At 67.3% G+C, this 20,550-nt stretch carries 21 protein-coding genes; 17 read left to right on the forward strand and 4 right to left on the reverse strand.

Going from position 1 to position 20,550, the window contains the following annotated elements:
- Positions 1–22: 22 nt before the first annotated feature.
- A complete protein-coding gene (locus tag CGZ91_RS10235; RefSeq protein ID WP_094454882.1) occupies positions 23–1,645 on the forward strand; it encodes an extracellular solute-binding protein in 1,623 nt (540 codons plus the stop codon).
- Between the two features lie 34 nt (positions 1,646–1,679).
- Here CGZ91_RS10235 and CGZ91_RS10240 read toward each other — a convergent pair whose 3' ends face one another.
- From CGZ91_RS10240 to CGZ91_RS10250, 3 genes are read right to left on the reverse strand one after another with little or no spacing between them, the layout of a single operon-like run.
- Positions 1,680–2,756 carry a COX15/CtaA family protein gene (locus CGZ91_RS10240; protein ID WP_229116566.1) on the reverse strand — a complete coding sequence of 359 codons (1,077 nt, stop codon included), beginning with the start codon at positions 2,754–2,756 and terminating at the stop codon, positions 1,680–1,682.
- Entirely contained in the window at positions 2,753–3,490 is a 738-nt protein-coding gene (locus tag CGZ91_RS10245) for an ABC transporter permease (protein WP_094454886.1), read from the reverse strand. Before CGZ91_RS10245 ends, CGZ91_RS10240 begins: the two co-directional genes overlap by 4 nt.
- Before the next feature lie 26 nt (positions 3,491–3,516).
- Positions 3,517–4,245 (reverse strand): ABC transporter ATP-binding protein, encoded by a 729-nt coding sequence (locus tag CGZ91_RS10250; protein ID WP_229116567.1) that lies wholly within the window; start codon positions 4,243–4,245, stop codon positions 3,517–3,519.
- 133 nt (positions 4,246–4,378) lie between these two features.
- Here CGZ91_RS10250 and CGZ91_RS10255 point away from each other — a divergent pair, with 133 nt between their 5' ends.
- Genes CGZ91_RS10255 through CGZ91_RS10290 form a run of 8 tightly spaced genes read left to right on the forward strand, consistent with a single transcriptional unit; the run spans position 4,379 to position 11,197 of the window.
- Complete coding sequence (locus tag CGZ91_RS10255) at positions 4,379–5,119, forward strand: helix-turn-helix transcriptional regulator (protein ID WP_179229314.1); 741 nt, start codon at positions 4,379–4,381, stop codon at positions 5,117–5,119.
- Complete coding sequence (gene sufB / locus CGZ91_RS10260; RefSeq protein WP_094450274.1) at positions 5,116–6,567, forward strand: Fe-S cluster assembly protein SufB; 1,452 nt, start codon at positions 5,116–5,118, stop codon at positions 6,565–6,567. The genes CGZ91_RS10255 and sufB overlap by 4 nt, the downstream gene beginning before the upstream one ends.
- 51 nt (positions 6,568–6,618) lie before the next feature.
- Positions 6,619–7,848 (forward strand): Fe-S cluster assembly protein SufD, encoded by a 1,230-nt coding sequence (gene sufD / locus CGZ91_RS10265; protein ID WP_229116568.1) that lies wholly within the window; start codon positions 6,619–6,621, stop codon positions 7,846–7,848.
- A gap of 5 nt (positions 7,849–7,853) precedes the next feature.
- Positions 7,854–8,618, forward strand: a complete 765-nt coding sequence (sufC, locus tag CGZ91_RS10270) for a Fe-S cluster assembly ATPase SufC (RefSeq protein ID WP_094454890.1) — start codon at positions 7,854–7,856, stop codon at positions 8,616–8,618.
- A gap of 4 nt (positions 8,619–8,622) precedes the next feature.
- The gene (locus tag CGZ91_RS10275; protein WP_094454892.1) at positions 8,623–9,843 is read left to right on the forward strand and encodes an aminotransferase class V-fold PLP-dependent enzyme; all 1,221 of its coding nucleotides are present in this window, start codon (positions 8,623–8,625) and stop codon (positions 9,841–9,843) included.
- Positions 9,844–9,856: 13 nt separating this feature from the next.
- On the forward strand, positions 9,857–10,342 hold the full coding sequence (sufU, locus tag CGZ91_RS10280) for a Fe-S cluster assembly sulfur transfer protein SufU (protein ID WP_094454894.1): 486 nt from the start codon (positions 9,857–9,859) through the stop codon (positions 10,340–10,342).
- A complete protein-coding gene (locus CGZ91_RS10285) occupies positions 10,339–10,740 on the forward strand; it encodes a metal-sulfur cluster assembly factor (RefSeq protein WP_094450270.1) in 402 nt (133 codons plus the stop codon). Before sufU ends, CGZ91_RS10285 begins: the two co-directional genes overlap by 4 nt.
- Before the next feature lie 28 nt (positions 10,741–10,768).
- Positions 10,769–11,197: a hypothetical protein gene (locus CGZ91_RS10290; protein ID WP_144276867.1), complete on the forward strand. Its 429-nt coding sequence runs from the start codon at positions 10,769–10,771 to the stop codon at positions 11,195–11,197.
- A gap of 31 nt (positions 11,198–11,228) precedes the next feature.
- On the opposite strand, the gene CGZ91_RS10295 is transcribed toward CGZ91_RS10290, so the two are convergent.
- Positions 11,229–12,464, reverse strand: coding sequence for a hypothetical protein (locus CGZ91_RS10295; protein ID WP_094454898.1), 1,236 nt, complete (start codon positions 12,462–12,464; stop codon positions 11,229–11,231).
- A gap of 62 nt (positions 12,465–12,526) precedes the next feature.
- Here CGZ91_RS10295 and CGZ91_RS10300 point away from each other — a divergent pair, with 62 nt between their 5' ends.
- From CGZ91_RS10300 to CGZ91_RS10335, 8 genes are all read left to right on the forward strand, one after another.
- Positions 12,527–13,495 carry a helix-turn-helix transcriptional regulator gene (locus tag CGZ91_RS10300; protein WP_094454900.1) on the forward strand — a complete coding sequence of 323 codons (969 nt, stop codon included), beginning with the start codon at positions 12,527–12,529 and terminating at the stop codon, positions 13,493–13,495.
- A gap of 36 nt (positions 13,496–13,531) precedes the next feature.
- The gene (locus CGZ91_RS10305; protein WP_094450266.1) at positions 13,532–15,130 is read left to right on the forward strand and encodes an ABC-F family ATP-binding cassette domain-containing protein; all 1,599 of its coding nucleotides are present in this window, start codon (positions 13,532–13,534) and stop codon (positions 15,128–15,130) included.
- Between the two features lie 14 nt (positions 15,131–15,144).
- Complete coding sequence (locus CGZ91_RS10310; protein WP_094450265.1) at positions 15,145–15,822, forward strand: peptidoglycan recognition protein family protein; 678 nt, start codon at positions 15,145–15,147, stop codon at positions 15,820–15,822.
- Between the two features lie 126 nt (positions 15,823–15,948).
- On the forward strand, positions 15,949–16,938 hold the full coding sequence (locus CGZ91_RS14060; RefSeq protein WP_144276868.1) for a peptidoglycan-binding protein: 990 nt from the start codon (positions 15,949–15,951) through the stop codon (positions 16,936–16,938).
- A 64-nt stretch (positions 16,939–17,002) separates the two neighbouring features.
- Positions 17,003–17,440: a helix-turn-helix domain-containing protein gene (locus CGZ91_RS14640; RefSeq protein ID WP_229115967.1), complete on the forward strand. Its 438-nt coding sequence runs from the start codon at positions 17,003–17,005 to the stop codon at positions 17,438–17,440.
- Between the two features lie 56 nt (positions 17,441–17,496).
- Positions 17,497–19,362 (forward strand): ABC transporter ATP-binding protein, encoded by a 1,866-nt coding sequence (locus tag CGZ91_RS10325; protein WP_324252661.1) that lies wholly within the window; start codon positions 17,497–17,499, stop codon positions 19,360–19,362.
- A 95-nt stretch (positions 19,363–19,457) separates the two neighbouring features.
- Complete coding sequence (locus CGZ91_RS10330; protein ID WP_144276869.1) at positions 19,458–19,877, forward strand: hypothetical protein; 420 nt, start codon at positions 19,458–19,460, stop codon at positions 19,875–19,877.
- The gene (locus CGZ91_RS10335) at positions 19,868–20,548 is read left to right on the forward strand and encodes a carbohydrate ABC transporter permease (RefSeq protein ID WP_094454904.1); all 681 of its coding nucleotides are present in this window, start codon (positions 19,868–19,870) and stop codon (positions 20,546–20,548) included. The genes CGZ91_RS10330 and CGZ91_RS10335 overlap by 10 nt, the downstream gene beginning before the upstream one ends.
- Positions 20,549–20,550: the final 2 nt, after the last annotated feature.

A 20,550-nucleotide genomic window follows, 5' to 3' on the forward strand; every position in this document is an offset into this window, starting at 1 on the left:
GTTGAAGCAAAGGAGCCTTCACATGTCAGGACTTGACCGACGGTCATTCATCGGCGGCGCCGCGGCGCTCGCCACCGGTGCACTCGCGCTGAGCGCATGCAGCACCGACACCGAGCCGACCTCGCAGGAGCCGCCGGCCAAGCAGGCAGAACAGGTACGCCCGTCGTACAAGGCGTACTCTCAGACCGAGCCCGACGTCGTCGGTGACCCGGAGAAGGGCATCGCTGATGCCTACTGGACCTTCCCGAATCCGGTGCCCGAGCGGGGTCTGAGCCTGCCGGAGATCGCGCCGATCAGCTTCCTCACCCAGGGCAATGCTCCGCCCACCGCACGTGAGAACAACCGTCGGTGGAAGGACCTCGAGGAGGCCACCGGCGCGGAGTGGAACATCACCTTCGGTGGCTACACCGAGTACGACGCCAAGTTCCAGACCACGGTGGCCGGCGGCGACCTGCCCGAGTTTGTCCAGATCGTCTCGGTGCCCCGTCAGCCTGAGCTGCTCGAGTCGCAGTTCGTCGACCTCACCGAATATCTGGCCGGTGACAAGGTGCTGGAGTACGAGGGGCTGGCCGCCATTCCCTCGACCGCCTGGGACGTCTCGATCCTCAACGGTCGGCTGTGGGGCATCCCGCAGGCCCGCATCCCTGCCGGTCGCGTGATGCGCACCAGCAAGGCCAACCTGGACGCCGCAGGCATCGACTTCATGCCGGAGCCCTCGAACTACGAGGAGCTCGAGGCGATGTTCGCCGAGGTGACCGACAAGGCGGGCAACAAGTTCGCCATGGGCGCCCAACCGGTCTCGTGGTTCATGAATCTGGTGCTGGAGGCGATGGGCGCGCCCAACGGCTGGCGGGTCAACGATGACGGCACCTTCGTCCACAGCAACGAGACCGAGGAGTGCACCGCGGCGCTCGAGTACGTCAAGAAGATTTGGGATGCCGGCTACTTCCACCCCAATTCTTTCTCCGAGCCGCAGAACAACGGTCAGTGGTGGAAGGCCGAGGTGACCACCTTCTACGTCGAGGGCTTCTTGGGCGGTGTTCAGCTCAAGGAGTTCGGCGCCGACCGGGAGACCGGCCTGATGGTCAACCCGAAGTTCGACGGAGGCGGCGTTCCGATCAAGCACCTCGGCGCGGCGGCGTACTACGCCCCGATCGGCATCTCCAAGCAGGACTCCGAGGAGCGGATCCGCGAGCTGCTAGCGGTCGCCGACTACCTCGCCTCGCCCTACGGCACCAAGGAATACTGCCGGGCCGTGTCCGGCGTCGAGGGTGTCCACTGGGAGATGACCGAGGCCGGCCCGACGGCGATCACCGAGGCCAACAAGAACGAGCCGGGCATGACCTCCTACCTGGGCGCTCAGAGCTCCGCGGTCTTCAAGGGCCCGGAGAAGATCGGCCAGATGCAGCTCGACGTGGCCAACAAGATCATGGACCAGGGCGAGAAGAACGCCGCCGACGGCCTCTACAACGAGCACGCGGTCAACGCCAAGCCGGCCGACACCCGGATCCTGGACGTCAAGAACAACATCATCCAGGGTCGCCAGCCGATGAGTGACTGGCCCGCAGCGGTGGAGGAGTGGACCAAGGAGTTCGAGAAGGCGCGGGAGCTCTACCAGGAGCTGTACGCCGCCAATGAATCCTGATCAACAGCCAGGGCTGATCACCACGTACGGCTGATCAGGCCTGCAGCACGGAAGCCGGCCGGTCATGGGGATGCTCCCCGTGGCCGGCCGGTGCCGTCGTCGGCTGGGGCAGCCGCAACACCAGCACCGTGCAGGCGGCGCTGGTGAGCGCGGCCAACACCATGTGAATCCCGACCAACAGCGGTGGCAGCGAGGCGTTGGCCTGCCAAACGCCCACGCAGATCTGGACGATCATCAACACCAGCAGCGTCACCGCCCACCGGCGGGTGGGGAGCTGGTGGGTGACCGCAACGATGGCCAACCCAAGGGTGAGCGCAAAGGTGAGGTAGCCGGGCCATGAGTGAATGTGGGACAGCAGGGTGGCGTCGAAGCCCTCCCGGATGATGTCGGCATCACCGGAGTGGGGGCCGTTGCTGGTGGTCAGCACCCCGAAGAACACCGTCACGGCGACTGCCGCGGCCGTGACGCGGGCCAGCGTGGCGTACCAGCCGGGCACTGCCAACTCACGCGGACCCGGCCGAGTGCGGAGCCGGACCAGGAAGGCGGCGGTCACGCACACCAGGACCAGCGATGCGGTGTAGTGGAAGCCCACCACGAAGGCATTCAGGTCGGTGATGACCGCGATGCCGCCGACCACGGCCTGCGCCATCACGCCGGCCAGCACGGTCCAGGCCAGCGAGGTCAGGTCGCGGCGTTCCGGCAGCGTGGCCAGCGAGTACACCGCCGCTGCCAGCACCGTCACCAGCAGTAGTGCCGACGGGATCCAGATCGGGAGTTGGGCGGCGAAGCCGACGATGGCGAGGGCCAAGCCCCCCAGCGCAAACCACACCGCATGCAGGACGTCGCGTCGGCCGCCGACCTTGGCGAGGGTGGCCAGCAGCACCGCCACCGCAACGATGCCGACCACGCCGGTCAGGGTGCGGTTGCCGAATTCGATGATGCCGTGGATGCCCAGGCTGGGGGTCGGGATGAGGGACTCGGGCGTACACAGTGGCCATTCACTGCAGCCCAGGCCGGAGCCGGTCAACCGCACCGCACCGCCGGTAGCGATGATGAGGGTCTGGCAGAGGAAGGAGAGCCATCCCAGCCTGGCCACGCTCCGCGAGGTCATGACGTCCATCGGAACACCTTTCGGGCCAGCAGGCCCATTGCCGCAGCCCATACTGCGGTCACGATCAGGGGCAGCCAGGTGAGCTGTCCCAGGGCAAGTCCGCGCAGCGCCTGAGCCAGCGCAGTGGTCGGCAGCACGCTCAGCCACGCGGTGTCGATCACCAGCGTCGGCAGGGCTGCCAGATAAATGAGGTTGGCCAGCGCCAAGGTGATCTCGGCGCGCAACGTGCCGGCAAGGCACAGGGCGGCACCGGCGTACGCCAGGGCGGCCAGCACCAGCACCAGCAGCGCGATGGGGACCTGTGCCGGGTGCGGCTGTGGCCGCCAGCCGAGCACCAACGCGATCACCGCCAGGAGGGCCAGTTGGCCGAGCGCGACCACCGCAAAACCGAGTGCTTTGCCGACGATGATGCCGGCGCGCCGCAGTGGGGTGGCGGCCAACCGTTCCAGCACGGCGTAGCGACGCTCGAAGCCGGTCGCGATGGCCAGCGAGGTGAAGGCGGTCGACCAGACCGCCAGCGCCAGCACCGTGGGGGCGAGTTCGGCAAGCGAGAGACCGATCAACGGTCCCCAGTACTGGCCCAGCAGCAGCGCGGCGACCGGGATCACCAGTGCCAGCAGCAGCTGTTCGCCGTTGCGCAGCAACAGCATCGCCTCGGTTGCGGCATGCAGCCGAATCAGTGCGCCTCGCGGCGCGGGTGCGGGGGCGGGGGAGAGATCCAGGTCAACGCTCATGTCACTGCTTCTCATGCCACTGCTTCTCATGCGGCGGCCTCGCTGGTGTGGTCCAGATAGAGCTGCTCCAAGGTGCGGTCGGCGAGCAGCTCGGCGGGCGTGCCGGTGAGCCGGATCCGACCGCGATCCATGATGGCGATCCGGTCGGCCAGTTCCTCGGCCTCGTCGAGGGCGTGGGTGGTGAGCAGCACGGCGACGCCGGCGTCCCGCAGCTGTGCCATCAGTTCCCAGGTGGTGCGTCGGGCCCGAGGATCCATGCCGGCGGTGGGTTCGTCCAGCAGCGCCAACTGGGGCCGGCCCACCACGGCGGCGATGAGGTTGGTCGCCTGCTGCTGGCCGCCGCTGAGGTGCCGATACGGCGTCCGCAGCACCGCCGTCAGGCCGAGCGCTTCCACCAGCGGTGGCAAGGGGAGCGGGTCGGCGTACAGCCCGGCGAAGTAGCGCAGCAGTTCGCCCGCCTTGATGCCGCTCCAGGCGCCGGCCGACTGCGGCATGAATCCGATCGCGGCGGCCGCCGCGGCCCGGCTCGGAGCTTCGCCGGCGACGGCCACGTCGCCGCGGTCGGGCTGCCAGACCCCAGTGCAGCATCGGATCGTGGTGGTCTTGCCTGCCCCGTTCGGTCCGAGCAAGGCGAGCAACTCCCCGGCCCGGACCTCGAGATCGACACCGTCGACGATCCAGCGATTGGCCCGCTCGACCCCCAACCCTCGCACCGACAGGATCGGGGCAGCAGGGGTGGCGGAGGATGAAGTCACCCCGGCATTGTAGGCTCAGTTGCGCGTGACGTCGGCCCATTCGATCCGTAGGACCGCGTGGGAATCGAGCCTGCAGGGCGCATGTGTGGTGCACCTTACTTGCGTTTGCAGTTCTTTTGACAAGAATGGTGTTGTGAAAAACGTCCCAGCTCCGGATCCCGAGGACTCCACCCGTCGCCGGGTGGCGGAGTCGATCCTGCGCGAAGGACCGTCCACCGCTCGTGAACTGGCCGAGCGGTTGGGGCTCACCAGCGCAGCCGTGCGCCGCCACCTGACCGCTCTCGACGAGCGCGGCGAGGTCGACTCCCGCGAGCAGCGGGTCTACGGCCCGCGCGGCCGTGGTCGGCCCGCTCGTGTGTTCTTCCTCACAGACCGCGGGCGTACCGGTTTCCACCAGGCCTACGACCAGCTCGCCATCCAGGCGTTGGAGTACTTGGCCAAGACCGAGGGGTCGGTGGCAGTGCGACGGTTCGCCGAGGAGCGGATGTCGCAATTGGTGCCGTATTTCGAACGGATCCGAGCTGACGATCCCGAGATCGACAAGCTGGAGGCGCTCACCCTGGCGCTCAACGAATTCGGCTATGTCGCGAATCGGCGGCCCGCCCCACTCGGTGAGCAGTTGTGCCAACATCATTGTCCGGTCGCTCAGGTCGCCGCGCAGTTCCCGGAGCTGTGTCAGGTCGAGACCGAGGTCTTCGGGGAAATCCTGGGGACCGATGTCCGCCGACTTGCGACCATCGCGCACGGCGACGGCGTGTGCACCACGCACGTGTCCGCCCCCAACTTCGCCGATGACTTCGTCTCGGCCAGCGACCGGTCCGAGACCACCCAGACCACCCAGAACCCCGAGCCTGTCAAGGAGAGGAACTCATGACCCAGACTGAACCGCAGCGCACCGCGGCCCCGGGCACCGGCGTCAGCCAGGATGAACACCTGGAGGCGCTGGGCAAGTACCGCTGGGGGTGGCATGACTCCGACGATGCCGGCTCCACCGCCATCCGTGGCCTCAACGAGGACGTCGTCCGCAACATCTCCGCGATGAAGGACGAGCCCGAGTGGATGCTCAAGCGCCGCCTGCGTGGCCTGAGCCTGTTCGACCGCAAGCCGATGCCGGCGTGGGGCGCCCACCTGGACGACATCGACTTCGACAACATCAAGTACTTCGTCCGCTCCACCGAGAAGCAGGCCCAGACCTGGGACGACCTGCCCGCGGACATCAAGGAGACCTACGACAAGCTCGGCATCCCGGAGGCGGAGAAGGCCCGCCTGGTGTCCGGCGTCGCCGCCCAGTACGAGTCCGAGGTCGTCTACCACAAGATCAACGAGGAACTGGAGCGCCAGGGCGTCATCTTCCTCGACACCGACACCGCGCTGAAGGAGCATCCCGAGCTCTTCGAGGAGTACTTCGGCACCGTCATCCCCACTGGTGACAACAAGTTCGCTGCGCTGAACACCTCGGTGTGGTCGGGTGGCTCGTTCATCTACGTCCCCAAGGGCGTGCATGTCGAGATCCCGCTGCAGGCGTACTTCCGGATCAACACCGAGAACATGGGCCAGTTCGAGCGGACCCTGATCATCGTCGACGAGGGCGCCTACGTGCACTACGTCGAGGGCTGCACCGCGCCGATCTACTCCAGCGACTCGCTGCACTCGGCGGTGGTGGAGATCGTGGTCAAGAAGAACGCTCGTTGCCGTTACACGACCATCCAGAACTGGTCGAACAACGTGTACAACCTGGTCACCAAGCGCGCCACCTGCGAGGAGGGCGCGACCATGGAGTGGATCGACGGCAACATCGGTTCCAAGGTGACCATGAAGTACCCGGCCGTCTACCTGATGGGCGAGCATGCTCGCGGAGAGACCCTGTCGGTCGCGTTTGCCGGTGAGGGCCAGCACCAGGACACCGGCTCGAAGATGGTGCACTGCGCACCGCACACCTCGAGCTCGATCATCTCCAAGTCGGTGGCCCGCGGCGGTGGCCGCGCCTCCTACCGCGGTCTGGTCGAGGTCCAGGAGGGCGCCAGCCACTCCGCCTCCTCGGTGAAGTGTGACGCCCTGCTGGTGGACACCATCTCCCGCTCCGACACCTATCCCTACGTGGACGTCCGCGAGGACGACGTGTCGATGGCACACGAGGCAACCGTGTCGAAGGTCTCCGACGACCAGCTCTTCTATCTCATGTCGCGAGGCATGGAGGAGGACGACGCCATGGCGATGATCGTGCGCGGCTTCGTCGAGCCGATCGCCAAGGAACTGCCGATGGAGTACGCCCTTGAGCTCAACCGGCTCATCGAGCTGCAGATGGAGGGAGCGGTCGGCTGACCGACCCCGCCCACCCCAACCAGCCTTCGTACGAGAAAGAAAGCCCCACAGGTGACTGATACTGCCCTGCGTCCAGAGGCCGGCACACCGGCTGCTGCAGACGCCGTCGAGACCACCATCGTCTCCCACCTCCACCCGACCCCGTCGTGGGAGGTGACCGACCACGAGGTGCCCACCGGCCGCGAGGAGGTGTGGCGTTTCACCCCGCTCAAGCGGCTGCGCGGTCTGCTCGAGGCCGCCGGCACCGGCGCCAAGCTGGACTGGAAGGCCCAGCTGCCGGCCGGCATCGAGTTCAAGGACATCTCCGCTGAGGAGGCTCGTGCCTTCGGCGGTCGTCCGCCCGGTGACCGGATTGCGGTCCAGGCTGCCGCGAATGCGACCAATGCGGTCCACCTCGACATCCCTGCCGAGACCGAGCTGAGCGAACCGATCGTCATCGACCTGTCCGGCGAGTCCGCCGACCAGGTCGTGCACGGCCACACGGTCGTGAAAATCGGGCATCACGCCAAGGCCACCATCGTGCTGCGGCACACCGGTTCAGCGACGTACGCCGCGCTCACCCAGATCTTGGTGGGCGACAGCGCCGAGCTGACCTTCGTGTCGGTCGCGGACTGGGCCGATGATGCGGTGCACACCGGCCAGACCTCCTTCAGCATCGGTCGCGATGCCCAGGTGAAGACCGTCTCGGTGTCCCTGGGTGGTGACCTGGTACGCCTGCTGGAGACCGCTGAGTACGACGGCCCCGGCGGTTCGGTGGAGCAGTTCGGCCTCTACTTCGTGGACGCCGGTCAGCACATCGAGCACCGCCTGCTGGTCGACCACAACGCGCCGAAGACCAACTCCAATGTTGACTACCGCGGCGCCCTGCAGGGTGTCGGTGCCCACTCGGTGTGGGTCGGTGACGTCATCATCCGGCCGGTCGCCGAGGGCATCAACACCTACGAGTCCAACAAGAACCTCGTGCTCACCGATGGCTGCCAGGCCGACTCGGTGCCCAACCTGGAGATCGAGACCGGCGAGATCGAAGGCGCCGGTCACGCCTCCACGACGGGTCGTTTCGATGACGAGCAGCTGTTCTATCTGCGTAGCCGCGGCATCGACGAGACCGAGGCCCGGCGCCTCGTCGTGCACGGCTTCTTCAACGACATCATCCGGCGGATCGGCGTCCCTGACGTCGAGGCCGGTCTGCTCGAGGCGATCGAGCAGGAGCTGGCGGCCACCGAGGTGGGCGCCCCTGTCACCACCACGTCCCCTGCCCCGGCCAACACCCAGGAGTCCTGAAACACATGAGCAAGCTTGAGATCAAGAACCTCCACGTCAGCGTGGACACCGAGAACGGACCCAAGGAGATCCTCAAGGGTGTTGATCTGACGATCAACTCCGGTGAGGTGCACGCCATCATGGGCCCCAACGGCTCGGGCAAGTCGACTCTGGCCTACTCCATCGCGGGTCACCCCAAGTATCAGGTGACCAATGGTGAGGTCTTCCTGGACGGGGAGAACATCCTGGAGCTGACCGTCGACGAGCGGGCCCGTGCCGGCCTGTTCTTGGCGATGCAGTACCCGGTCGAGGTGCCTGGTGTCTCGGTGTCCAACTTCCTGCGGACCGCCAAGACCGCTATCGATGGCGAGTCGCCGAAGCTGCGCGACTTCGTCAAGTCGGTCAACACCGCGCTCGACCGGGTCCAGCTCGGCAGTGACTTCGCGCAGCGTTCGGTCAACGAGAACTTCTCCGGCGGCGAGAAGAAGCGCCACGAGATCGCTCAGCTGGAGCTGCTCAACCCGAAGTTCGCGGTGCTCGACGAGACTGACTCCGGCCTCGACATCGACGCGCTGCGGATCGTCTCCGAGGGTGTGAACCACTACACCGGTCAGGGCGACCGCGGCCTGCTGCTGATCACCCACTACACGCGCATCCTGCGCTACATCAAGCCCGACTTCGTCCACGTCTTCGTGGACGGCAAGGTTGCCGAGCAGGGCGGCCCGGAGCTGGCCGAACGACTCGAGGCCGAGGGTTACGACAAGTACGTGCGCGCTGCCGTCCAGGCCTGATCGCGTGTACGACCTCGACCAGGTACGCGGTGACTTCCCCATCCTGCAGCGGCAGGTGGGGAAGTGGCCGCTGGCCTATCTCGACTCGGCGAACACCTCGCAGAAGCCTCAGCAGGTCGTCGATGTCATCAGCGAGCACTACCTGCAGCACAACGCCAACGTGGCCCGCGCCATGCATCTGTTGGGAGCCGAGGCGACCGAGGCGTACGAGGGTGCGCGGAGTCGGGTGGCTGATTTCATCGGCGGCCGCCGCGACGAGGTGGTGTTCACCAAGAACGCCTCCGAGGCGCTGAATCTCGCCGCTCGTACGCTCCCGCTCACCGAGGGTGACGAGGTCGTGGTGTCGGTGATGGAGCACCACTCCAACATCGTTCCGTGGCAGTTGGCCTGTGAACGCACCGGCGCCACGCTGCGCTGGTTCGACATCACGCAGGACGGTCGCCTCGACATCGCCAAGGCCGAGGTCGAGGGCCTCATCAACGAGCGCACCAAGGTGGTCTCGTTGGCGTGGGCCTCGAACGTGCTCGGCACCATCAACCCGATCCGCCGGATCGCCGACTGGGCTCATTCGGTCGGCGCGGTGATGGTCGTCGACGGCGCCCAGGGGGTACCCCAGCTGCCCACCGATGTGACCGAGTTGGGCGCCGACCTGCTCGTGTTCACCGGTCACAAGATCTGTGGTCCCACCGGGATCGGGGTGCTGTGGGGGAGGTACGACCTTCTCGCCAGCCTGCCGCCCTTCCTGGGTGGTGGCGAAATGATCGAGATCGTACGCATGGAGGGCTCCACCTTCATGCCGCCGCCGGCTCGCTTCGAGGCCGGTACGCCGCCGATCGCTCAGGCGGTCGGGCTGGCTGCCGCGCTGGACTACGTGTCCGGGTTGGGGATGGACAACATCGCCGCCCACGAACGTGAGATCACCGGCTATGCGCTGGGGCGGCTTGCCGAGGTGGACTTCGTCACTGTGCTCGGGCCGACCGAGATCACGGACCGGGGCGGTGCGATCAGCTTCACGATCGCCGGTGTCCATCCCCACGACGGCGCACAGTTCCTGGACAGCCGGGGTGTGGCGGTGCGCGGTGGTCACCACTGTGCCCGGCCGTTGCATGAACGTTGCGGCGTACAGTCCTCATTGCGCGCGTCGGGCTACCTCTACACGACCACCGCCGAGATTGACCAGTTGGTCGAGGCGATCGCGTACACCCACCACTTCTTCAACCGCTGACACAGGAGGACCCATGGACGTCGAATCGATGTACCAGGAGATCATCCTGGACCACTACAAGCAGCGCCATCACTCCGGCCTTCGGGAGCCCTACGAGGGCAACAGCCATCAGGTCAACCCGAGTTGCGGCGACGAGATCGAGCTGCGGGTGCACCTGGACGGGGACACTGTCGCCGACGTCTCCTATGACGCCGTCGGCTGCTCGATCTCGCAGGCTTCCACCTCGGTGATGACCGATCTGGTGATCGGCAAGCCGTGGTCGCAGGCGCTCGAGCGGCAGCGCGAGTTCAGCGAGATGATGCACAGCCAGGGCAAGTACGAACCGAACGATGAGACTCTGGAGGACGGGGTCGCCTTCGTCGGCGTCGCACAGTTTCCGCAGCGGATCAAGTGCGCGCTGCTGGGCTGGGCGGCGTTCACCGACGCACTGGCCAAGGCACTGCCGGCAGAAGCCGCTGGCACAATTGACGACATCACAGGCAAGGGAGAGGCACGATGACCGAATCCACCGATCAGCGCCCGTCGGACCTGGTGCAGGACGACCTGCCCTCGGGTCCCCAGGACGAGGCGGACGAGACCACGACGCCGCAGCTCACCGAGGACGAGGTGCTCGAGGCGATGCGCGATGTCATCGACCCCGAGCTGCGCGTCAACGTTGTTGACCTGGGCATGGTCTACGGCGTCGCCATCGACGACGAGAACAATGTCACCCTCGACATGACCCTCACCATGCCGACCTGCCCGGTCGGCCCGCACCTGGAGTACCAGTCGGAGATGGTGCTGGATGGCTTGGCCAAGTCCGTGGCCATCAACTGGGTGTGGATGCCGCCGTGGGGCATGGACAAGATCACCGACGAGGGCCGCGAGCAGTTGCGCGCGGTGGGCCTCAACATCTGAGCGACCCCGCACAGCGGATACTGGGACGATGAGTCGTCCTGCCACCAAGCCCACCCGGCCTGCCCGGGTGGGCTTGGGCCGTCAATGGCTGATTGCGATCGCCACCCTGGGTGGCATGTTCATCGCCTGGCCCTGGATGATCGCCTGGGTCGGCTCCGGCAGCGATCTGGTCCAGCTGTTCGCGATCCTCGGGTTGGGCTTTGGCGGCCTCTTCCTCGGCATCCTGCTCGTGCTCGGGCTGGCGCACGTGGTGAACCTGTGGCCCCGGGTACTGGCGCCGGCCACCGTCGTGGTGGGCGGCCTACTGATGCTCGTCGGCCTGCTCGGCCTGCTGTTCGCGTACGCCGACCTGCCGGGCCCCGAGGTGTCCCCGCAGCTGGCATTCACCGTGACCGGCGTGGGTCTGGTCCTTGGGACCGTGTGGCCGCTGATGGGCGGGCAGCGGACCCGAGCCTGATCCCGGCCGCACCGCTGTCTCGAACGTTTCCTCAGCTTGGTGGTGGCCACCTCACCACGAGCGGATCCTCCGCGAGATTCCGGCCTTCCCGCGCTGCGGCGTTCTCCGCGGCGGGGAGGAGTGGGTGGATCCCGCTGGCCGGGGGATAGGTGAGGGTACGCCGCGGGCCGGGCTGTCCCTGGACGGCGTAGACCAAGCCGTTGAGCCAGGTGCCGAGGTCGCCATGCCCCTTCGGCAGCCGGTAGCCGTCGCGGACGATGAGCACGATGCCGTCGGGGCGGATCGCGAGATGGCGGATGGCCGGCCACGGAATGAGGCCGGCGCCGAACAGGTGGTCCCGCCAGCCCGCCGGCTCGACGGACGCAGGCATGGCCATCGAACCAGTCGCATCCGGACGCAGCGCGCGGAGCAGACGTTGGCCGAGGATCAGGCCTCCGACGGCGGGGAAGACCGCCAGGACGGCGGGGATGAGGCGCGCGAGACCGGATTCGTCCTGCGGATTGACGAGGGCAACCCATGCCAGCGCCGCGGTCATGAGGACGCAAAGCAGCGTCAGCCAGCCCAACAGGAACAGCGAGAGGCCGTGCCCCGGGTCGACGGCATCCTTGACCTCGCCGGGCAGCAAGCGAGCGGCGATCCGCAGCCGGCGTGCCTGCGCCACCGTGGGCCGGTAGCCGTCGCGGGACCAGGCCGTCAGCGCGCTTCGCCCGCCGGGCAGCCAGCGAGCACCAGCGGGCAGGGCGATCCCATCCGGACCGTGGTCTGCCAGCGGCAGCAGGGCACCCGAGGGGGACAACAGGAGCTGATCCAGATGCACCTTCTCCCGTCCGTCGGTGCCGTCAGGCTGGCCGGGGCCGAGCAGCGCCAACGAGGGTCCGCCGCGGCGGCGCCGATGCGACAGGACCAGCAGTCCGACGCCCAGAAGCAGCAGCGGAACGGGGGAGAGGAACACCAGGCCGGCCCACAGCTCGTCGCGGTCCTGCACCATCACCAGCGTTCCGGCGGCGGAGGCCAGCAGGGCGGCACCGATCACGGCGACGCCGAACCAGCCGAGCCCACGCCCTCGACCGGCCAGCATGATCCGATCCTCAGCGGGCTGCAGCCTCAGGTGATGGGCCAGCGAGGACCCGAAGACGAGCAGTGGCACCACGCCGAGGGTGATCGCTCCACCGAGCACGAGCAGGCCCTGGGACCACGACGTCAGGAACGCTGCGGTGAGGAATGCCACGATGGCCAACAAGACCAGGCCGGTGCCCACAAACGCCATGCCGCCATCCTGCCGGATCCGGCAAAGCCGCAGGATCAGCGCGGTGCGCGACACTGGGGGGCATGGCCGACACCCTGCGCCGCCTGCTGCGGCTGCTCAGCCTGCTCCAGTCGCGGCCGGTCTGGAGCGGACCAGAGCTGGCGGAACGCCTCGAGGTCACCGACCGCACCATCCGTCGAGACGTCGAAAGGCTGCGGGAGCTTGGCTATCCGGTCACCGGCGAGCAGGGCGCGGTGGGTGGCTATCGGCTCGGCCCCGGCGCCCGACTGCCACCGTTGGTCCTCGAGGATGATGAGGCTGTTGCGATCGCCGTGGCATTGCGACAGGCCGCCGGTTCGGGCGTCGAAGGGCTGGGGGAGAGCGCGCTACGAGGGCTGACGAAGCTGGATCAGGTGTTGCCGGCGCGACTGGCAGTCGAGGTGGAGGCGCTGACCGACGCCACCTCGTGGCTCCCGCGCCGCGACCATCCGGAGGTGGCGGCGGCGCTGCTGACCGACCTCGCGGCCGCGGTCCGAGGGCACCGACGGGTGCGATTCAGCTATCGCAGCGGCGAGGATCGGGTCACCGAACGTGACGTGTTGCCGTATCGGCTGCTCACCAGTGGCCGGCTCTGGTATCTGTTCGCCGACGATCCGGAGCGGCAGGACTGGCGTACGTTTCGGCTCGATCGGATGAGCGAGGTGTACGTGACGAGTTGGACCTTCACGCCACGTGAGGCACCCGATCCGGTGAGTCTGCTCGGGGAGCGCAGGCCGTGGCCCAACGTCGCCCGGCTGAGGGTTCGTGGCACCACCGCCGCGGACCTGGAACGGCATCTCGGTTCGTACGTGACGGTGACCACCCTGCCGCAGGGAGACTGCCTGGTGGAGGCTGGAGCATCGGAATGGACCGCCCTGGCTTGGTATCTGGGCTGGACGCTGTGGCACCTGGGAGCCGAGGTGGTCGACGCGAAACCGGCTGACCTGGTCGAGCTGTGGCGCGACCTCGGTCAACACCTGGTCCGATGGGCCGGCCCGCCGGGCCACAAATGATTTGGCTGCCTGTCGGGGGTGGGGAATGATTGATCGGTGCTGTCTGTCCATGACCTTGAAGTTCGTGCCGGCGCCCGCCTGTTGATGGCGGGCGTCAGTTTTCAGATCGCCCCCGGCGACAAGGTCGGACTGGTGGGCCGCAACGGTGCGGGCAAGACCACGATGACCCGGATCCTGGCCGGGGAGGGGCAGCCCGCCGCCGGGCAGGTGCGCCGCAGTGGGCAAGTGGGCTACCTGCCGCAGGACCCCCGCGACGGTGACCTCGACGCGATCGTGCGGGACCGGATCCTGTCGGCTCGTGGACTGGACTCGGTGCTGCGTCGGATGCGGTCCACCACTGAGGCGATGGCTGACGGCACTGACGCCGAGCGGGAGCAGGCGATGGAGCGGTACGCCCGTGCCGAGGCGGAGCACTCCGCTGCCGGTGGCTACGGCGCCGAGGCCGAGGCGGCCCGGATCGCCCTCAACCTGGGCCTGCCCGAACGAGTGCTGGACCAGCCGCTGCGGACGCTCTCGGGCGGCCAGCGGCGCCGGGTTGAACTCTCCCGGATCCTTTTCAGCGGTGCCGACACCCTGCTGCTGGACGAGCCCACCAACCACCTGGACGCCGACTCGATCGTGTGGCTGCGCGGCTTCCTGCAAAGCTATCCGGGTGGCGTCCTGATGATCAGCCACGACACCGGGCTGCTGGAGCAGACCATCACCAAGGTCTTCCATCTGGATGCCAACCGGGCCGAGGTCGACGTCTACGCGATGAACTGGAAGCGCTACCTCACCCAGCGTGAGGTCGACGAGAAGCGCCGCAAGCGGGAGCGGGTCAACGCCGAACGCAAGGCCGACCAGTTGCTCACCCAGGCCGACAAGATGCGCGCCAAGGCCACCAAGGCGGTCGCCGCCCAGAACATGGCGCGCCGCGCCGAGAAGTTGCTGGCCTCCATCGAGGGCGAGCGGGTCGTCGACCAGGTCGCCAAGATCCGCTTCCCCGATCCGGCTCCGTGCGGCAAGACCCCGATGACCGCCGAGGGGCTGTCGAAGTCCTATGGCTCGCTGGAGGTCTTCACCGACGTCAACCTGGCGATCGATCGCGGCGCCAAGGTCGTCATCCTGGGGCTCAACGGCGCCGGCAAGACCACCCTGCTGCGGATCCTGGCCAACCAGTTGGAGCCCGACACCGGCAAGGTGATCCCGGGCCATGGCCTCAAGGCCGGCTATTACGCCCAGGAACACGAGACGCTGGCCGATGACCGGTCGGTGCTCGACAACATGAAGTCGGCCTCGCCCAACCTCAACGACACTGAGGTACGCAAGGTGTTGGGCTCCTTCCTCTTCAGTGGCGACGACGTCGACAAACCCGCCGGGGTGCTGTCCGGTGGTGAGAAGACTCGGCTGGCCCTGGCCATGCTGGTGGTCTCGGCCTCGAACGTCCTGCTGTTGGATGAGCCCACCAACAACCTCGACCCGGCCTCGCGGGCAGAGGTGCTGGGCGCCCTGCGCACCTACGCCGGGGCGGTGATCATGGTCACCCACGACGAGGGTGCGGTGCAGGCACTGCAGCCCGACAAGGTGCTGTTGCTGCCCGACGGGGACGAGGACCTGTGGAACGATGACTACCTTGACTTGGTGACCCTGGCCTGAGGAAGGCTCCGCGCATGACCCACCTGCCGCGTTTGGATCGACGATCGATGTTGGGCGGTGGGATCGCGTTGTTGGGCGCCGGCATCGCCGGCTGCTCGATCGCGCCGGACCGGGACCCGGTGAACACGGTGCCGGTGGCCGAGCCGGTGATCATCTCCGCCGACGAGTGGGGCGCCATGTCGCCGCAGGGCCCGCCGGAGGTCGTCCATCGACGCCCGGACCTGATCGTCATCCATCACACGGCCGGGCCGAACACCGACGACCTGTCCCAGGAACATGCCGAGGAACTGGCGCGATCGATCCAGCGATTCCACATGGAATCCCAGGGTTGGTCCGACAGCGGCCAGCACTTCACCGTTTCCCGGGGCGGTTCCGTCCTCGAGGGGCGGGTGGGCAGCCTCGACGCGAGCCGGACCGGATCGGAGTTCGTGCAGGGCTCCCATGCGTACGGCGCCAACGACGCCTCGGTCGGGATCGAGAACGAGGGCACCTACAACACTGAGGAGATGCCGGCAGCGCAATGGGATGCGTTGGTGGCGCTGACGGCATGGTTGTGCACCCAACACCGAGTGCAGCCCTCCGGCATCGTGGGGCACCGCGACGTCACCAACACCGACTGCCCGGGTGACTGGCTGTACGGCCGGGTGGCCCGGCTTCGGCGCGATGTGGCGGCGGTGCTGCACGGCGGCTGAGGTGACCAGAGGGTGAGCGAAGTTTGCCGATTGTTAACCTCATGGCGGTGACGGGTGGACCTCTTCCTTGATCGGTTGGAGGGGCGACATCCGTCGCACACCCTCACACCCCCAGGAGGAAACACAATGTCCCAGCGTGATCAGAGCGTGCACCAGTCACCGACGTCACCGCCGCCCGGCACCAGCCGGCGTACGCTGCTCCGCGCCGCCGGCATGGGCTTGGTGGCCGCCCCGTTCGTCGGAGTGGCCGGTGGTTTCGCGTACGCCGAGGAGTCCGAGCTCGACAAGCTGAAGCGCCTGCCCGAGGTCGCCAACCTGGATGACCCGCGCACCAACGTGCCGGTCTCCCAGGAGAAATCCAGCCTCGCTGACCCGACCAAGGCGGGCGTCACCGCCCAGCAGTTCCTCGACAGCTGCGCAGCCGACATCGGCAAGACCGGAGACGACTACGTGTGGCTCGGCCTCGCCGACTTCACCGGCGATGCCTACCTCAAGGACTGGGCCGCCCAAGACGCCCCCTACTGCGCCGGCGGCATGCAGCTGAACCGGTGGCGACTGGGGCTGGAAGGCTACCCGGCCGAGCTGCCCTACTACGTGCCCAGCCTCAAGCAGTACGCGGCCGCGAACAACCACTGGCTGTCGCTCAATTCCGCCAAGCCCGGTGACTTCGTGTGCCTGTTCAACCTGGGTCACGTCGGCGTCCTGGAACGCAACAACGACAACGGCACGATCACCACGATCGAATACAACACCAGCGAGGGCAATGGCGGCAGCCAGACCAACGGCAATGGCTGCTGGCGCCGGGTGCGCAACGTCGATGACATCGACGGCTTCATCCGCCACCACGACTTCGGTGGCGAAGGCGGGGGAGGCGAAGAGACCGCCCCGACGCTGCGCAGGGGTGACAAGGGCACCCGGGTGAAGACTCTGCAGACGACCCTGAACACGTGGTTCCCGAGCTATCCGGGGATGCCGCTGGTGGTCGACAGCTCGTTCGGGCCGGCCACCGAGGCCGCGCTGAAGGAGTTCCAGCGTCGCGCTGGCCTGACCGTCGACGGCGTCTTCGGGCTGCTGACCAGGACCAAGCTGGCCAATATCACTGGTGTCCTGGTCTGAGGTCGGGGTCGGATCGCGACAGCTGGAATCTTGGGCGTAGGCTGTCGGGTCGATGAGGAGGACCATGACACAACACCCACGCTGGCGCCGCCGCGAACGGATCGCTGGACAGGCGCGTATCGACCTTGCCGCCGAGGTGGCACGCCGCTACGGAGTCGGAGAGTCGATCCGATCGATCGCCGACGATCTGGGACGGTCCTTCGGGTTCGTCCAGGGGTTGCTCGCCGAGAGCGACGTGACCCGACGGAGTCGCGGCGGCGTCATGCGTGGTCCGGTGGCGCAGCAGCGCCGGGCAGAGGTGGCCCAAGCAGTTGCTGACCTCAAGGCCGGCGGCTTCGAGGCCGACGCGGATGCTCTCGAGTCCGCCTCAGATGCCGTAAAGTCCGTGCCGACGATCAAGGATGATGAGCCGACGGAAAAGAAGTCGGGCAAGTCCAAGAAGGACAAGAGCGGCAAGAAGAAGTCCGGCAAGAAGGGCAAGAAGAAGTCCAAGAAGTCCTGAGGCGTACGCCCCGGGGCCGCCGGGACGGCCGGTGGCTGAGAGATGGGGCGTGACCGATGGGCATGGGTGGCGGCGGCATGATGATGGGGCCGATGGGCTCCTTCCGCAAGGACCGATCGGTCAAGGACAGCAAGTTGCAGCCCGGCACTTGGCGACGGGTGCTCGGCTTCGCGCAGCCCTATCGGGCCAGCCTGACGGTCTTCGTGATCGCGATCGCCGCCGAGGTGGTGGCGGGCATCGTGCCGCCACTGCTCTTCCAGCGCATCATCGACGACGGCGTGCTGGCCGGCAACCGCCAGGCCGTCATCACGCTGACCTTGGTGCTGGTGGGCGTCGCCTTGCTCGGCGCCGGTGCCACTCTGGTCAAGAGCTGGTTCTCCGCCCGGATCGGCGAGGGCCTGATCCGGGACATGCGCGTCGCCGTCTTCGACCGGGTGCTGCAGATGCCGCTGGCGTTCTTCACCCGCAGCCACACCGGCAAGCTGGTGACCCGGATCAACTCCGACGTCAACGGCGCCCAGCAGGCCTTCACCCAGACCCTGTCGGTGGCGCTGTCGACCGTCCTGTCGTTGGTCCTGGTGCTGGTGGCGATGGTGAGCCTGTCGTGGCAGCTGACCCTGGGCGCGCTGGTGTTGGCACCGATCCTGTGGCTGGCCTCCGGCTACGCCAGTCGTCGACTGCCCGGCATCACCCGGGACCGGATGCAGGCCAACGGTGACCTGGGCGCCACGATGACCGAACGATTCAGCGTCTCGGGCGCCCTGCTGGTGAAGCTCTTCGGGCGTACCGCGGACGAGCGCCGTCACTTCCGGGGCCAGGCCGCCAAGCTGGCCGACCTCGGCGTCCAGTTCTCCCTGACGCAGCGCTTCTTCCTGACCGCGATGGTCTTCGTGGCGGCCCTGGCCACCGCGATCATCTACGGCTTCGGTGGCGTGATGGCCATCGACGGCGGGCTGACGGTCGGCGCGTTGACGGCCCTGGCGGTGCTGGTGGGCCGGCTCTTCCAACCCTTGGTGACGATGGTCAACCTGCGGGTCGAGATCATGTCGGCGCTGGTCAGCTTCGAGCGGGTCTTCGAGGTGCTGGACCTGCCGATCCCGATCCACGACAAGCCGGATGCCGTCGAGGTCCGCGGTCCGGCGCGGATCGAGTTCGATGACGTCACCTTCCAGTACCCCGACGCCACGGGGCTGTCGAGTCTGGAGGTGCACCCCGAGGTCGAGTCCAGCGACGGCGAGCCGGTCTTGCGGTCAGTGACCTGGCGGGCCGAGCCGGGCCAGACGGTCGCACTGGTCGGGCCCTCGGGCTCGGGCAAGACGACGATGACCCACCTGATTGCGCGGCTCTACGACGTGGACGCCGGCAGCGTCCGGGTCGGCGACGTCGACGTCCGGGACCTGCAGCTGGAGTCCCTGCACGCGTACGTGGGCTATGTCACCCAGGACGCCCACATGTTCCACGAGACCGTGCGTTACAACCTCGACTACGCCAAGCCCGGCGCCAGCGACGAGGAAATGTACGCAGCGCTGGCCTCGGCTCGGCTGGATGATCTGGTCCGCCGGCTGCCCGACGGTCTGGACACCGTGGTGGGTGACCGGGGCTATCGACTGTCCGGTGGCGAGCGCCAGCGACTTGCGATTGCTCGGCTGCTGCTCAAGGCTCCGCCGATCGTGGTCCTCGACGAGGCAACCGCGCACCTCGACTCCGACTCCGAGCGGGCCGTGCAGGAGGCGCTCGATCTGGCCATGGAAGGCCGCACCAGCATCGTCATTGCGCACCGGTTGTCGACGGTACGCCAGGCCGACCAGATCTTGGTGGTCAAGGACGGCGAGATCGTCGAGCGGGGCCGGCACGACGACCTGCTCGCCGCCGATGGCGTGTACGCGACGCTGCATCGGACCCAGTTCGCCCTCCACGAATGAGCCGGATCCCGTGCGGCTGGGCCCGAATGCCGGGGCGTGTGAACCGCCTGCTGGTTAGGGTGCGAGTGAATCCGCCCACCAGTCGAGAGGGAGTCATGCGTAGGATCACAGGCGTAGTTCGGACCGGCGCGGCCATTGCTGCCGGCATGGTGTTGCTGGCCGGTTGCTCGAGCGGTGGCGGCCCCTCCGACAGCCCCGAGGCTGCGGCAGAGGAGTGGCTGCAGGCGTTCGGTGGCGGCGACACTCCGGCGGCCTGCCTCCACACCGCCACCGGCGGCCAGCCCAACACCGAGGATTCGGCCGGGCACCGGGAGTGCGTCGCCTTCCTCAACCGATACGCCAGCGAGGAGTACGAACCCTTCACCGAGGCCAAGGTCGTTGGGTCCCAGTCGACTGGTGAGGGCAAGGCCATGGTGACCATGAAGGAGGTCGAGGTGGTCGGTGCAACCTGGGGCGAGATCTATCTGGTGCAGCTCGAGGACGGCTGGTACGTCGACACCTCTGAGTGGTACTGATCCCGGCGATGGTCCAGCGGGTGCCGGGCATGGTGGGCTACATCATCGATAGCTTCATCATCACCGGTGCGACCGTCGTGATCGTGACCGTCACGGCAGCGATGGGCGGCTTTGCGTTCACGCGGTTGAGGTTCCCGGGCCGGGAACTGATCTTCTGGACCATCGTGGCGACCCTGTTCATCCCCTCGACCACCGCGATCGCGGCGCTCTACATCCAGCTCTTCGAGATGCGACTGCTGGACACCCAACTGGGACTGATCCTGGTCTATTCCGCTTGGCACCTGGCGATCGGACTGCTGATCATGCGCGGCATCTATTCGACCCTGCCGGGGGAGTTGGAGGAGGCTGCCCGGTTGGACGGGGCCTCGATGTGGCAGGTGCTGTGGCGGATCTACTTCCCGCTGGCCCGCGGTGGCGCCGTCATCGTCGCGCTGATGACCTTCGTCTTCGCGTGGGGTGAGTACATGTTTGCCTTCACCTTCGCCGGCACCGACGTGGTCCCGATGTCGTTGGGCATCCGGTTCTTCGAGCCAGGCCCCTCCGACCCCGACTATACCTTCAACACCGCCGTCGCGGCAGCGCTGATCATGTTCATCCCCTCGATCGTGATCTACCTGATCTTCCAGCGGCAGTTCTCCAAGGGCGTGATGGAGGGTGCGCTGAAGGGCTGAGT

It is taken from the genome of Parenemella sanctibonifatiensis (assembly GCF_002250565.1).
GTDB classification, from domain to species: Bacteria; Actinomycetota; Actinomycetes; order Propionibacteriales; family Propionibacteriaceae; genus Parenemella; species Parenemella sanctibonifatiensis.